Origin of the sequence: Epibacterium ulvae, from assembly GCF_018678075.1 — a bacterium.
GTDB lineage: Bacteria > Pseudomonadota > Alphaproteobacteria > Rhodobacterales > Rhodobacteraceae > Epibacterium > Epibacterium ulvae_A.
This window is the reverse complement of the sequence record NZ_JAHHIR010000050.1, coordinates 21,891-35,151: the sequence shown is the minus strand read 5'-3', so window position 1 is coordinate 35,151 and position 13,261 is coordinate 21,891. Positions and strand designations below refer to the sequence as shown.

Genomic DNA, 13,261 nt, shown 5'->3' with positions numbered 1-13,261 from the left:
GCGCGCATTTCATGTCTAGCCGTTCGCTTTGCGGTGGATCTTGAGATAGGAACACAGCGCATCGGGCTCATCCGTCTGCAACATGCGCACCCCCGCATCCAACAAGGCGCCCCACGTCCCACGCGGATCGCACAACGCGCCGCTGTCCATCACAAAGGTCGACCGCGCCTCATCTAACGTATTCACAAAGATATCGCGCCCTTCGGACCATGCGGCATCCGACAGACGCAGCACGCTGTCCCAACAATCAAAATTTGCTTCGACCACCGGCGCGTCCAGCTTGCGAATAACCTCAAGCATGTGATCGATATTGCTGCGATCGATCAACACAATAGGTTTCAAGATCGTGCCCAACGTATCCTGGATCGACAGGGCGAAATCCAGGTCGGCCCGCCCGTGGACCCACATCTTGAGGTTCACCTGAGAGCCACTGTCCGTGCGACGCAGCGCCTCTGCAATGCGGGGCAGTTGGTGGGGGCGTTTCACATCCAGATCCACATAGGCGCGCCCCTTGCAGTGATCCAGCATCGCGTCCAGGCTCGGCAGTGTCTGGTCGCTCTGCCCGGCATGTGCACCGCCCAAGCCCATCAACAACGGCGTCTCCGCAATCTGCGGCCATTGGTGCGCAGCCGCATTCACCGCGCGCGCCGTGGTGCGCAGCAGTGAGATATCGTGGAGGCAAAATGGCACCCCGTCGATGGTCTCTTGCACATCAATCTCGACATATTGGCATCCCACCGCCAGCGCATCATCAACCGCCCGCAGCGAGTTTTCCGCCGTATCGTGCCAAGCCCCACGATGCGCGATGGCGCAGCCGGTCCAGGATTTGTCAGCAAGGAATTCTTTTAACGGCGGCAGGGACATATCGGTAGACTCCGGCAGGAAAACACCGCTCCCCTCTACCGCGTCCAGGTGACGTTTGTGAGACAAGCCATTTTGGGGCCTCAAGTTTTCCTAATCACACACAGGAAACACCACGCGTTAAGGCCCTGTTAACCTTTGCGCCCTTAAAATTTAGGAAAGACGCCGTTCCAACCTAAAATTCCACCCACAACGCGCCTCAGCGGTCTGTGGGTAAGTTGGTAACAGCAAATCTTTCTAGTGTGTTAATGCCTCTACTTATTGTGGATGACCTTGGTCCATCCTGTTTCTACCTTGCCTATCATTGAACGAATCCTGCACCAACTCCGCGGTGACGTCTGCGGATTGACGACAGAGTTGAAGGTTAGCCCTGCTTGTTCCTGTGGATTAAGTGGTGGATAGAACGTTCTTGGTCCAAAATTGTTGAATATCCTCAAGTAATACCCAATATCCAAAAGAAATGGCGCTAAATTAGTCGAAATACATCAGCGACAAAAACCAAAAACACCCTGTAAAACGGGGCGTTTTGGATAGGTTTCAGGTTGCAGCAGGGCCAAAACCGCATTTAAAGATCACGAAGATAGTCCATCACTGTGGGGCGCACCGTTTGCACGCCCCGGTGCCGGGCACCTGCGATGATCGCACGCAGCTCGTCCAGATCGACCTTTGTCAGCAAGGACTTAACCGGGCCAATTGATGCAGGGCGCATCGACAGCGACCGCAGGCCCATCGCGGCCAGGCAGACGGCCTCCACCGGGCGGCCCGCGTCCTCTCCACAAAAGCTTAGCGGCGTGCTGGAGATCTGGCACCGTTCAACAATGCGCTCGATAAAGCTCAGGAAGCTGACGTTCAGCGTGTCAAACCGATTACGCACACGTTCGTTTTCGCGGTCAGCGGCAAAGAAGAACTGCTTCAGGTCGTTGCCACCGATCGACAGGAAATCGACCTCGTCAAAGAACTTCTGCGGCGAGAAGGCGAGCGACGGTGTCTCAAGCATAGCGCCCACTTCCAGCCGCTCTGGCAACACGTGGCCAAGGCGACGTTCCCGTTCAACGGTCTTGTCGACCTCGGCCCGAGCCTGACGAAACTCATCAGCTTGCGCGATAAACGGGAACATAATGGTCAGGGGACGCCCTTTTGCAGCGCGCAACATCGCCTGCAACTGCATCCGCATCATCCCCGGCTTTTCCAACCCGACCCGAATGGCGCGCCAGCCCATTGCCGGGTTCGGCTCGTCAGTGGGTTTCATATAGGGCAGGACCTTGTCCGACCCGATATCCAGCGTCCGAAACACCACGCGTTTGCCTTGGGAGGCATCCAGAACCCGCTCGTATTGCGCCACCAGATCCCCGCGGCGTGGCATTTGACTGCGTGCCAGGAATTGCAATTCGGTACGGAACAGCCCCACCCCTTCGGCACCTGACCCTTCCAGCGACGGAAGATCCGCCAGAAGGCCCGCGTTCATCATCAATTTGACCCGCTCACCATCCTTGGTCACCGCAGGTTTGGTGCGGATCGAGGCATAGCGTTCTTGTGCCTTGGCCTGCATCGCCATTTTGTCACGCAGCGCGCCGGTCACATTGTCGTCTGGCCGCAGATGCACATGTGCCTCTGCGCCGTCGACAACCACATAGTCGCCATTCAACGCCTCTGTGGTGATCCGCTTGGCCTGCACGACCAAAGGAATGGCCAGAGCACGCGCCACAATCGCCGCGTGGGAGCCAACGGCCCCTTCTTCCAGCACGATCCCTTTGAGAGCGCGACCATAGCCCAGCAGATCGCCAGGTCCGATGTTACGGGCCACCAAAATAGGATCGGCAGGCATTTCTGCCCCGGTTTCGCTGCCCTGTCCGGTCAGGTTGCGCAGGAGGCGGTTGGACAGATCGTCAAGATCGCTCAACCGTTCCCGCAAATACGCATCCTGCACTTGACCCATCCGCGCCCGTGCAAGGGATTGTTCTTTTTCAACCGCCGCTTCGGCGCTCAGGCCGCGCGCGATATCCTCTTCCATCCGGCGCATCCAGCCTTTGGAGTTGGCGAACATCCGGTAAGCTTCAAGGACTTGCAGCTGCTCCTTGTCACCGTTCTTGGACATCTCAAGCATCTCATCGACGCTGACGCGCAGCGCGTCCACCGCATCGCTCAACCGTTCCCGTTCGCGATGGGGATCATCAGCAATAGGGTTGGTCACCACGACGCGGGGTTCATGCAGCCAGATATGACCTTCGGCGATACCTTCCTGGGCGACGACCCCTTTGATCATCACCGGTTTCTGGTGCAAAGGCGACAAAGCCGCGCCTTCCCCGACAAAGGCGCCCAGCTCTGTCATCTCTGCCAGAACCATCGCGACGACTTCCAGCGCATAGACCGCATCGGCCGAAAACTCGCGTGCGTCTTTGGACTGTACGACCAGAACACCCAGCATCTCTCCCAGACGCTGCACCGGTATCCCCAGGAACGAGGAATAGCGTTCCTCGCCGGTTTCCGGCATGTAACGGAAGCCTTTGGCATTGGGGGCATCGGGCGTATTGACCACCTTACCGGTCTTGGCCACGCGTCCAACTAGCCCCTCTCCGATCCGCAGACGGCTTTCGTGCACGGATTCCGGATTTAGGCCCTGGGTTGCACAGAGCTCCAAAGTCTCTGCATCGCGGAACAAATAGATCGAGCACACTTCGGTGCCGATGCTGTCGCCAATCAAATGGGTGATCTTATCAAGTCGTGCCTGACCAGCGTCATCGCCAGCCAGAGCCTCACGCAGACGACCAAGCAGCCTGCGACTTTCGGATTCTGTTGCCTCAGACATAAACACCCTTTCCAGGATTCATATTCTTTACAGCCTATTAGGCCATAAAGCTGCCCATGTGAAATGCGCAAATGAAAACGCTGTAGTTTCTCCTCCACACCTTGCCCATGCTACAGCTTTGGGCAAAGCCGGGTACAATGTGCGAGTGAGAGAGGTTGGATGCAAGCAGTTTCCTCGCCGCTTTGCAGCATCTGCGGGATATCTGAACTTCCATACTACCCCTCCGGGTTTCACCAAAATCCCGCCAGGCTGGCCCTGTCACCCGTCCTAGACTTTGCAGCGACCACGAAAGCGCACAAACAAAAACCCCCGCCTTGGACAGGCGGGGGTCATGTTCATAACATCTGATGCTAGGATCAGGCCTTGTCGAGCTCAAAAGCGTCGTGCAATGCCTGCACTGCCAGCTCCATGTACTTACGGTCGATCAGGACCGAGATCTTAATCTCGGATGTGGTGATGACCTGAATGTTGATGCCTTCGTCAGACAGAACTTTGAACATTTTAGCGGCAACACCAGACTGCGAACGCATGCCGATGCCCACAACCGAAACCTTTGCCACGTCCGTGTCGGCAACCAGCTCGGCGTAATTCAGATCGCCTTGCTCCTTGATGGCAACCAGCGCCTGCTCTGCACGGGCCACCTGGTCCGTGGGGCAAGAGAAGGTCATATCCGTGCGGCCATCTTCGGAAATGTTCTGGATGATCATATCCACATTCACGCCTGACTCGGACAACGAGCCGAAAATCGTGGCAGCAATCCCCGGACGGTCCGCAACCGAGATCAGGGTCATTTTGGCTTCGTCACGGGAATAGGCGACGCCGTTTACAACATTGGATTCCATGATTTCCTCCTCGTCGCAGACCAGGGTGCCGGCCTCGTCGGATTGTTCTTCAAAACTTGAAAGGACGCGCAGTTTCACCTTAAAGCGCATCGCCAGCTCAACCGAGCGTGTTTGCAGGACTTTTGCGCCCAGGGATGCAAGCTCCAGCATCTCTTCAAACGCGATTTTGTCCAGCTTACGCGCTTTGGCGCAGATACGGGGGTCGGTTGTGTAGACGCCATCGACATCGGTATAGATGTCACAGCGCTCCGCATCAAAGGACGCCGCAAAGGCCACCGCAGTGGTATCAGACCCGCCTCGGCCCAGCGTTGTAATGCGACCCTCAGGGCTGATACCCTGGAAGCCTGCAACAACTGCGACTTTCATACCTTCGCCAAATTTGGTGCTGATATTTTCGGTCGGGATCTCTTCGATCCGGGCCTGGCTGTGTGCGGAATTGGTCTTGAGCGGCACCTGCCAGCCCTGCCAGCTGCGAGCAGGAACGCCCATCTCTTGCAGGGTCAGCGCCATCAGACCGGCGGTGACATTCTCGCCCGAGGACACGACGGCGTCATATTCACGCGCATCATACAAGGGTGACGTCTCGCCAACCCAACCCACCAGCTCGTTCGTTTTCCCGGACATGGCCGAGACGATGACGATGACGTCATAGCCTTTTGCCACCTCAACGCCGACGCGTTTGGCGGCGCGGCGGATGCGGTCCAGATTGGCGACGGATGTCCCGCCAAATTTCATCACAAGAACGGGCATTGGATAAACCTCCCGTGCGCTCTCAGTTAAAAGTATCGCGCGTCTTTAAACCCGGTACAATTCAAGCGCAAGCAATGCAAATTGTAGCGATACAATCGGGAAAAAGCCTTGTTTTCAAGGTGGCTCAGCGTCATCAGGAACGCCAGAACCGGACGGTCAACATCGCGTAGACAGCCAGCAATTCCAGACGTCCGATCAGCATGGCCACGATCAGGATCCACTTAGCCGTGTCATTGAGCGGCGCAAAATTGCCAGCCGGGCCAATCACATCGCCCAGACCGGGGCCAATATTGGCCACTGCCGTCGCCGCGCCCGAGACTGCAGTGACAAAATCCAGCCCCGTCAGCGCCAAGAGCCAGGCCACAACACCCAGTGTCAGGATGAAGAACATGAAAAAGGAAATAACCGAGCTGAGAACATCCTGCCCCACCGGCCGCCCCTCATAGCGCGGAAAAAACACCCCGTGTGGGGAGCGGATCTTTTGAATTTGCACCCGAACCGAGGCGATAAGCAGCTGATAGCGGAAGATTTTGACCGAACATGCTGTGGACCCCGCACAGCCGCCGATCAGACCGATGAAAAAGAACACCATGACCAGGAAATTGCCCCAGCTCATATAATCAACACTGGCGTATCCGGTGCCTGAGATGATCGAGGTGATGTTGAACAATGCCTCGCGCACCGCTTGTTCAGGATGGTGCGGAAAGACGGTGACCAGCACTGCAGTTGTGACCGCTACCAGCAGCACGATAATTGTCAAAAAGGCCCGCACTTGAGCGTCTTGAAAAATGGGGCTCGTCTGACCATTGACCATCTGCACATACCGCACGAATGGCAGCGCCGCGAGGATCATGAAAACAGAGGCCGCATATTCAGCCGGCCCGGAAAACGCGCCAAACGAGGCGTCGTAATTGGCAAAACCACCGGTCGCAGTGGTCGTCATCGCATGACAGATCGCATCAAAAGGGGTCATCCCAAGGGCGCCATAAACCACGGCACATGCAACGGTAATCCCGACATAAATCATTGAGATCTGGCGCGCGATCGCCTGCGCGCGCGGCAGGATTTTCCCCATCGTATCAAAAGCTTCAGAGCGGAAGATTTGCATGCCCCCCACTCGCAGCTCGGGCAGGAAAACCATCGCAACAACAATAATGCCGATCCCGCCCAACCATTGCAGGATGGCCCGCCACAACAAGATCCCGCGCGGCAGCGACTCAAGCCCTGACAGGATAGTTGACCCCGTGGTGGTCAGCCCCGACATGGCTTCGAAAAACGCATCGACAAACCGCAGATCCGTCTCCCCCAGCATCAATGGGATTGCGCCAAAGATCGGCAGCGCCGCCCATACGCCGGTGGTCAACATGAAGGTCTGGCGAATATCCAACCCTTGCCCTACGCCATTGGCACAAGACAGCGCCAATAGCCCGCCGGCCAGAATGGTGACAATCGCGCTTTCTAGGAACACAGGCCAATGCCCCTGCCCGTCGATCAAATCGACCAACAGTGGAAACAGCATTGTGCAGCCCAGAATGCCGACCAAAAGGCCGACGACATATCCAATAGGACGTAGATCTAACATGAGGCGCAGCGTTGGCGCTGCGCGCTCTTTCTGTCAACCCACTGATTAATCACAGGAGCTGAGTTCCGGGGATCAATCCGAACTGTTGCCAGTGTCCGCTTTTGTTGCAGGCATCGCCGGGGGGGTGGACGGCGAACGTGCAGCGCGACGCGTGGGCGTAGATTTCGACGTGCCCTCGGTCGCTGCAGGGGCGGTCTTGGCCTCTTCGCGACGAGTGCTGATAAAGGTCTCAGCCGGATTTGCAGCTGCTGCGGGTTTGGCTGGCGCGGGTTTAGCTGCAGGTTTCTTGGCAACTGTTGCCTTGGGCGCCGCCTTTGTTGCCGCAGGCTTTGGGGCCGCTTTTGGCGCGGCAGGTTTGGCCGCAGGTTTCGGTGCTGCTTTGGCTGCAGGTGCCGGTTTGGGCGCAGGCGCGGCCTTGGCAGAGGCTGCCTTGGTTGTCGCGGTCTTGGTCGCTGCGGCCTTTGGTGCGGGTTTGGCTGCCGGTTTAGGGGCTTCTACCTTGGGTGCGGCTTTTGGTGCAGGGGCTGGTGCCGCCTTGGGTGCGGCATTTGGCGTGGTCTTGGGCGCGGCGGCTTTTTTGGCCGGCGCCTTGGGCGCGGGTTTCGCGGCAGGCTTGGCCGGGGGCATCAATGCCTTGGGCGCGTCCGTTGCAGGGCCCGTCAGCATCAAAGGCCCTGTTTCAAACATGGTTTGATAAAAGCGTGCGATGGATTGAGCGTATTTGACCTGCTCAACAGGGGCTTGCAATGCAGCCCCGGTAAATCCGCGCCAGAACTTCATTTGGGCGCCCGCCATATACCCCGCCAATTCATGCGGCGTTTTCGCATCCTCGGGGAACATTTGAAAACGGATCATTGTCTTCTCCTTACGTCTTTAATGGCCCGCCAATGGCAGAGATCAATCCCCAGGGGCCTCCAGTCATGGTGAAACAAAGAGGAGAGCAGGTACGATTTTCGCACCTGGATTGTCGCAGCTTGGACAGAGCTGATCGATCCATTCACACCCTCCAGCGTCCAAAGGCACCTCTGTGCGTTTGGCGTTAAGAAGAAGGTAACAGCAATCCGCCGCAACACAGCATAAAAAATGCCGCACTGCGGCGAAAAACCCGTGGCAACGATCATCCAGTGCACAAGCCGCAGCCGCCGCACTATAAAATACGTGGCAAGTTCGAGCCGAAATCAGCCCTTGTGGATAAGGGTGGAGAATTGATGCGGGTCCAAACTGCGCGTGGCAAAGGTCGGACCTTGGGTCAGGACGCTGATCGCATCATGGCTGTGCAGGCTTTCCTGATGGCTGGCGACGATGCGGAAATCAGCAATCCGCGAATCGCTTTTGAGCGCTTCACAGAACAGCCGGGCGGCATCTTCGACAAAAATCGGGTTGGCGGCGTTCAACTCGGCAAAGGCCTGTTCGTCCTCGCGTTTGACCATCACCTGGGTCTCGGTCGGCACCGCAGTGCGACAGTGATCAATCAGATCTTCGAACCACAAGATGCTGGCATTCGGGTCGGCCAGCACCGAAATCCGTGCAACCGAGCGCTGAGAATGCGGCGTTGCCAATTGCCCGCGTGCCTGGCGCGCATGTTCCGACAATTCCAGCGAACATGGACAGGTTGAGGAATAGACATAGTCCAGATGAATGATCATCTGACGCACTCTGTCGACATCCACCAATTCCAGCGCGATGTCGTAATATTGATAGCCGCTCAGACCTGAGCGCAGGCTATTGATCTTGGCCGGGAAGGAAAACCGCATCTGCAGACGCGCATCCAGACTGTCCAAATCAGCTAGGTAGTCATCCAACGCATCTGCAAGCACATGAAAAGAAAACGTCTTTTCCGCGTGTTTGTAGAACGACCGCATGATCCGGGACATGTTGATACCCTTTTTGTCGGCGTCCAGCGACACGGTACCCGTCACCGAGGTTTCCAGGGTCAGGTCACCGCCATCGCGCGTGTGAAAGCGGATCGGCAGGCGAAAGTTTGAGATCCCCACATGCTGGATCTGTTCCTTGGCCCCCCGGATCAGGCTCGATGGGCCATTTTGCAGATCCGGCAGGGTCGCCCGGTATTCTGCATCTGCAACAAAACCTTCGGGGTAGTCACGCGACAGATCGGGATAGTTAGAAACCGCGCGATCCGGCAGTAGCCGCGCCACGGCTGGCTCCAGCTGCGCAATTTCCACCTCCGTTGCGCTGGCCGCCCATTGGCGCAGCACCTCAAGGGCCGCCTGGGCCGCGTCGCGGTCCGGGGTCTCAGCCATATCGCTGGGGTGGATGTTCATGGGACAAATCCCCTTGTTGCAGCATGGATTGCACAGGTTTGCGTGTTTAGACTCATACGCAGGAAAAGACAAAAGAGATGCGAGAAATACGGCATTTGAACCGCAATCCATGACACCCGCTTGGTGCTTGCCCCTGTCGTACAACGTAAAATGGGGGCGCACTGCCCCCAAGTCCAATTGTTTTCGGGTATCTCGCCCAGATCAGAACCCGGCCAATCAGGCCTGTGCTGCTTCCAGCGCCTGGGTGAGATCGGCAATCAGGTCGTCTGCATCTTCCAAACCAACCGAGAACCGCACAAGGCCCGGTGTGATGCCCAGATCATCCTTTTGCTCATCGCTCAGACGTTGGTGGGTTGTGGTTGCCGGGTGGGTTGCGATGGATTTTGCATCGCCCAGATTGTTGGATATCACCGGAATGGTCAGCGCGTTGCAGAATTTAAACGCCACCTCTTTGCCGCCCTTGAGATCCAGTGACAAAACCGTTCCACCCTTACCGCCCAGCTGGTTTTGCACCAACGCATGTTGAGCGTGGCTTTCCAAACCGGGATAGATGGTGCGTTCCAGGGCCGGGTGACCTTCGAAGTGCGTGGCAATTTTCAAGGCGCTTTCAGCCTGGGCCTTGACCCGCAGATCAATGGTTTCCAAGCCTTTCAGCATGACCCAAGCCGTAAACGGGCTCATCGCGCCGCCGGTGTGTTTCATATAGGGTTCAACCGTGCCGCGGATCAGCTCTTTGGAGCCCAGGATCACTCCGCCCAGGGCACGTCCCTGACCGTCGATATGTTTGGTCGCAGAATAGATCACCAGGTCGGCACCCTGTGCGATGGCATCGGAAAACACCGGCGTGGAAAACACGTTGTCGACCACAACAACCGCGTCAACCGCATGGGCGATCTCGGCCACCGCCGCGACATCAATCACTTCCAGCGTCGGGTTCGACATGCTTTCAAAGAACACCGCCTTGGTCCCCGGACCCACAGCCGCGCGCCATTGGTCCAGATCGGTGCCATCGACAAATGTCACCTCAACGCCGTAGCGCGCCAGAATGCTCTCAACAATATAGAGACAGGAGCCAAACAGCGCCTTGGCGGACACAATGTGGTCCCCCGCTTTCAAAAGCGAGGTCAGCGCGCCGCTGACAGCCGCCATGCCAGACGCGGTGGCAAAAGCATCTTCGGCCCCTTCCAGCATCGCAATCCGTTTTTCGAACATCGCCACCGTTGGGTTACCGTAGCGGGCATAGATAAACTCATCTTCGCCAATCTCGACAAAGCGGGCCTCGGCCTGCTCGGCGGTGTCATACACAAAGCCCTGGGTGAGGAAGATCGATTCACTCACCTCGTTATATTGGCTCCGACGGGTGCCCCCGTGAACCAGCTTGGTGCGGCTTTTCCAGTTGTCGCTCATCTCATGTTCTCCTGCGCATGTGCGGCGCACATAAAAAAACTCCCGTCCGGCCAAGCGAAAGGGAGTCCTTGTCGTCCTGACCTCTTTAGCGGCAAGTTTAACGTGGCCCGCAATCCGGTAACAAATCACCACGATCAGCCAAAAGCTGACACTTCGTTGCTACGCTTACACAAGTTCCGCGTCAAGCCCGCTGATCGTTACCAAGCTGTTACCAAGCCGTCATCCACGCGTCATGACACTACTCTACGCGAGAGCGCAAACATATCTTATAACTGGGGTATAAGATGGCTTTTCTTCGGATTAATGCGGTTGGCGATTACCCGCAGATGCACGGATCACCCGCTGATGTAAACGCAGCACTCTCTCAACTTGAGGAGGGGGCGGGACCGATCATCGTCATGATCCACGGCTATAAGTATGAGCCCGGCAATCCGCATCATTGCCCGCACCGCCATATCTTCTCGCTCGATCCGGACCATTTGCCCTGGAAAGCGCCCTCTTGGCCGCGCCAGCTCGGCTTTGGGCTCGGCCACGCGGATGAGGGGCACGCCATTGCCTTTGGCTGGAATGCACGCGGCAACCTGCTGCAGGCCCAATCCCGCGCCTTCGATGCGGGACGTGCCTTGGCAAAAGTGGTTGCATGCCTGCACCAGGTCGCCGCCACACGCCCGGTCCATATCATTGGTCATTCTCTAGGCGCAGATATCGCGCTAGAGGCGCTGCACCACCTGCCGCAAAACGCAGTGGACCGGATCATCTCTCTGACTGGTGCAAGCTATCAAAGCCGCGCGCTTGCTGCCTTGGACACACCTGCCGGACGCACGGTGGAATTGTTCAATATCACCAGCCGGGAAAACGACCCGTTTGACTATCTGTTTGAACTGCTGACACCAGCGCCCCGACGCGGTGACCGCGCCATTGGTCAGGGGCTGACGGCGCGCAATGCTTTGACGATCCAGATCGACTGCCTAGAGACATTGAAACAACTCGAGGCACGCGGCTTTGCCATCCCGCATCCCCGTCGCCGGGTCTGCCACTGGTCGACATATACCCGTGCGGGCACATTGCGGTTTTACAAGAAACTCATGCGCACCCCCGAGGCCACACCGCTCACGAGCCTGCGCAATCAGCTCCCAACACAAAGCGCCAGCCGCTGGTCACGCATTTTTGCCCCGATCCCACGCCAAGCCCCCTTGCCTGTATGGCAGAAGTCATGATCCTCTCCCTCTGACACATGTCAGAAGGGGACCCCATGTCAGACGCAATTGAACTCTTTTATTGGCCCACGCCCAATGGATGGAAGATCTCCATCGCGTTGGAGGAGTTTGGCCTGCCCTATAACACCCATCTGATCAATATCGGTGCCGGCGACCAATTCGCCCCGGACTTTCTGAAAATCGCTCCCAACAACCGTATGCCTGCGATCATCGATCCAAACGGGCCGGATGGGGGTGAAATATCTGTCTTTGAAAGCGGCGCAATCCTGCAGTATCTGGCGCGGAAAACTGGCCAGTTTGGCGGAGAAACCGCAAGTGAACAGGTTGAGGTTGATCAGTGGTTGATGTGGCAGATGGGCGGAGTTGGCCCGATGGCCGGACAAGCGCATCATTTCCTCAAATACGCTCCCGACGACCTGCCCTATGCCAAGACCCGCTACCGCGACGAAGTTGCACGTCTTTATGGCGTGCTGGATCGGCGCCTTGCCGACCGTGCCTTTGTTGCGGGTGACAACTATACGATTTCCGATATGGCGATCTGGCCCTGGGCCTCGCTCTGGCAAGGACAAGAGCAGACGCTGGAGGACAAACCCCATCTGGCGCGCTGGTTGAAAACGCTTTGGGATCGCCCCGCTCTGCGCCGCGGTCGCGCGCTTCATGCGGATATGCGCAAGGATCGGTCAGATTCTTGGGTCACGGATGACCTCTTTGCAGCAGAGAGCTGAGATTGGCTGTAAACGCACAACAGGCGCGTTTAAAACGCGCCTGTCTTACAAAACGGTCGCGCCTTTGGCGCGTCAGTTCAATCCGCCGCGGCAAAGGCGCGGCCACGCCCAACCGCAAGGTGACAATCTTCAGATTGTGCGCCGCGTGGGCGGGAGCTCACCCCTCTTTGGTGGGCGCGCTGTCATCCTTTTCAATGCCATAGGCCTGAAACACTTTGGTTTGCGCCATAAAGAAAAGGAACATTGCAGCTGACAGGCCAAAGGTCTTGAAATAGACCCAGGTCTCTTCACTTTGCGTCCGCCAGATCAGTTCGTTCAGCACGGCAAGGACCAGGAAAAACGCACACAGCCTGCGTGTGATGATCATCCAACCGGCATCTTCCATCGACAGGGCCTCTTCCATCACAACTTTCAGATAGCTTTTGCCACGTAGTAGTCCGACGCCCAGAAGTCCCCCAAACAGCAGGTAGATCATCGTGGGCTTCATCTTGAAGAAACGATCATCGTTGAACCAAACCGACAGGCCGCCAAAGACCACCACCAGAACAACGGTTGCAATCTGCATCTTGGACAGATGCCCCGTGAGTTTCCACAAGATGCCAGAGCAGATCACCAGCAACGGCACAAAACACGCTGTCACTACGATGAAACCAGCGTATTCGGTGCCACCAATGGTGAACACCTCATCCTTCAGCTTCAGATAGCCGATGAAAAACAGCAGGACCGGCCCGAACTCCAGCGCAGGTTTCACCCAAGGGGCAATTGTCTTTTCGCTCATCTGTCCCATTC

10 protein-coding genes and 1 riboswitch are annotated in these 13,261 nt (G+C 57.2%); of the genes, 2 read left to right on the top strand and 8 right to left on the bottom strand.

The genetic code is table 11. The features are described from left to right. Nucleotides 1-15: 15 nt before the first annotated feature. The 7 genes from KMP13_RS13100 to metZ form a co-directional block, all read right to left on the bottom strand. Nucleotides 16-864: a glycerophosphodiester phosphodiesterase family protein gene (locus KMP13_RS13100; RefSeq protein ID WP_215266294.1), complete on the bottom strand. Its 849-nt coding sequence runs from the start codon at nt 862-864 to the stop codon at nt 16-18. 562 nt (nt 865-1,426) lie between these two features. Continuing rightward, complete coding sequence (gene ptsP / locus KMP13_RS13095) at nt 1,427-3,667, bottom strand: phosphoenolpyruvate--protein phosphotransferase (RefSeq protein WP_215266293.1); 2,241 nt, start codon at nt 3,665-3,667, stop codon at nt 1,427-1,429. A 356-nt stretch (nt 3,668-4,023) separates the two neighbouring features. Further along, nucleotides 4,024-5,259, bottom strand: a complete 1,236-nt coding sequence (locus KMP13_RS13090) for an aspartate kinase (RefSeq protein WP_215266292.1) — start codon at nt 5,257-5,259, stop codon at nt 4,024-4,026. 133 nt (nt 5,260-5,392) lie between these two features. Continuing rightward, the gene (locus KMP13_RS13085) at nt 5,393-6,841 is read right to left on the bottom strand and encodes a TrkH family potassium uptake protein (protein ID WP_215266291.1); all 1,449 of its coding nucleotides are present in this window, start codon (nt 6,839-6,841) and stop codon (nt 5,393-5,395) included. A gap of 72 nt (nt 6,842-6,913) precedes the next feature. Continuing rightward, nucleotides 6,914-7,696 (bottom strand): hypothetical protein, encoded by a 783-nt coding sequence (locus tag KMP13_RS13080; protein ID WP_215266290.1) that lies wholly within the window; start codon nt 7,694-7,696, stop codon nt 6,914-6,916. 323 nt (nt 7,697-8,019) lie between these two features. Further along, on the bottom strand, nt 8,020-9,123 hold the full coding sequence (folE2, locus tag KMP13_RS13075; protein ID WP_215266289.1) for a GTP cyclohydrolase FolE2: 1,104 nt from the start codon (nt 9,121-9,123) through the stop codon (nt 8,020-8,022). A gap of 216 nt (nt 9,124-9,339) precedes the next feature. Next, nucleotides 9,340-10,530: an O-succinylhomoserine sulfhydrylase gene (gene metZ, locus KMP13_RS13070; RefSeq protein WP_215266288.1), complete on the bottom strand. Its 1,191-nt coding sequence runs from the start codon at nt 10,528-10,530 to the stop codon at nt 9,340-9,342. A 64-nt stretch (nt 10,531-10,594) separates the two neighbouring features. Further along, nucleotides 10,595-10,672, bottom strand: a riboswitch (SAM riboswitch). Nucleotides 10,673-10,814: 142 nt separating this feature from the next. On the opposite strand from metZ, the gene KMP13_RS13065 reads away from it, so the two are divergent. After that, nucleotides 10,815-11,747 (top strand): alpha/beta hydrolase, encoded by a 933-nt coding sequence (locus tag KMP13_RS13065; protein WP_215266287.1) that lies wholly within the window; start codon nt 10,815-10,817, stop codon nt 11,745-11,747. A 35-nt stretch (nt 11,748-11,782) separates the two neighbouring features. After that, a complete protein-coding gene (locus tag KMP13_RS13060) occupies nt 11,783-12,472 on the top strand; it encodes a glutathione S-transferase N-terminal domain-containing protein (RefSeq protein ID WP_215266286.1) in 690 nt (229 codons plus the stop codon). 157 nt (nt 12,473-12,629) lie between these two features. On the opposite strand, the gene KMP13_RS13055 is transcribed toward KMP13_RS13060, so the two are convergent. Next, nucleotides 12,630-13,250: an inner membrane-spanning protein YciB gene (locus KMP13_RS13055; protein WP_215266285.1), complete on the bottom strand. Its 621-nt coding sequence runs from the start codon at nt 13,248-13,250 to the stop codon at nt 12,630-12,632. Nucleotides 13,251-13,261 lie beyond the last annotated feature (11 nt).

Coding starts and splice junctions, on each gene's coding strand:
- KMP13_RS13100 (WP_215266294.1), bottom strand. CDS start 864: ATGTCCCTGCCGCCGTTAAAAGAATTCCTTGCTGACAAATCCTGGACC.
- ptsP (WP_215266293.1), bottom strand. CDS start 3,667: ATGTCTGAGGCAACAGAATCCGAAAGTCGCAGGCTGCTTGGTCGTCTG.
- KMP13_RS13090 (WP_215266292.1), bottom strand. CDS start 5,259: ATGCCCGTTCTTGTGATGAAATTTGGCGGGACATCCGTCGCCAATCTG.
- KMP13_RS13085 (WP_215266291.1), bottom strand. CDS start 6,841: ATGTTAGATCTACGTCCTATTGGATATGTCGTCGGCCTTTTGGTCGGC.
- KMP13_RS13080 (WP_215266290.1), bottom strand. CDS start 7,696: ATGATCCGTTTTCAAATGTTCCCCGAGGATGCGAAAACGCCGCATGAA.
- folE2 (WP_215266289.1), bottom strand. CDS start 9,123: ATGAACATCCACCCCAGCGATATGGCTGAGACCCCGGACCGCGACGCG.
- metZ (WP_215266288.1), bottom strand. CDS start 10,530: ATGAGCGACAACTGGAAAAGCCGCACCAAGCTGGTTCACGGGGGCACC.
- KMP13_RS13065 (WP_215266287.1), top strand. CDS start 10,815: ATGGCTTTTCTTCGGATTAATGCGGTTGGCGATTACCCGCAGATGCAC.
- KMP13_RS13060 (WP_215266286.1), top strand. CDS start 11,783: ATGTCAGACGCAATTGAACTCTTTTATTGGCCCACGCCCAATGGATGG.
- KMP13_RS13055 (WP_215266285.1), bottom strand. CDS start 13,250: ATGAGCGAAAAGACAATTGCCCCTTGGGTGAAACCTGCGCTGGAGTTC.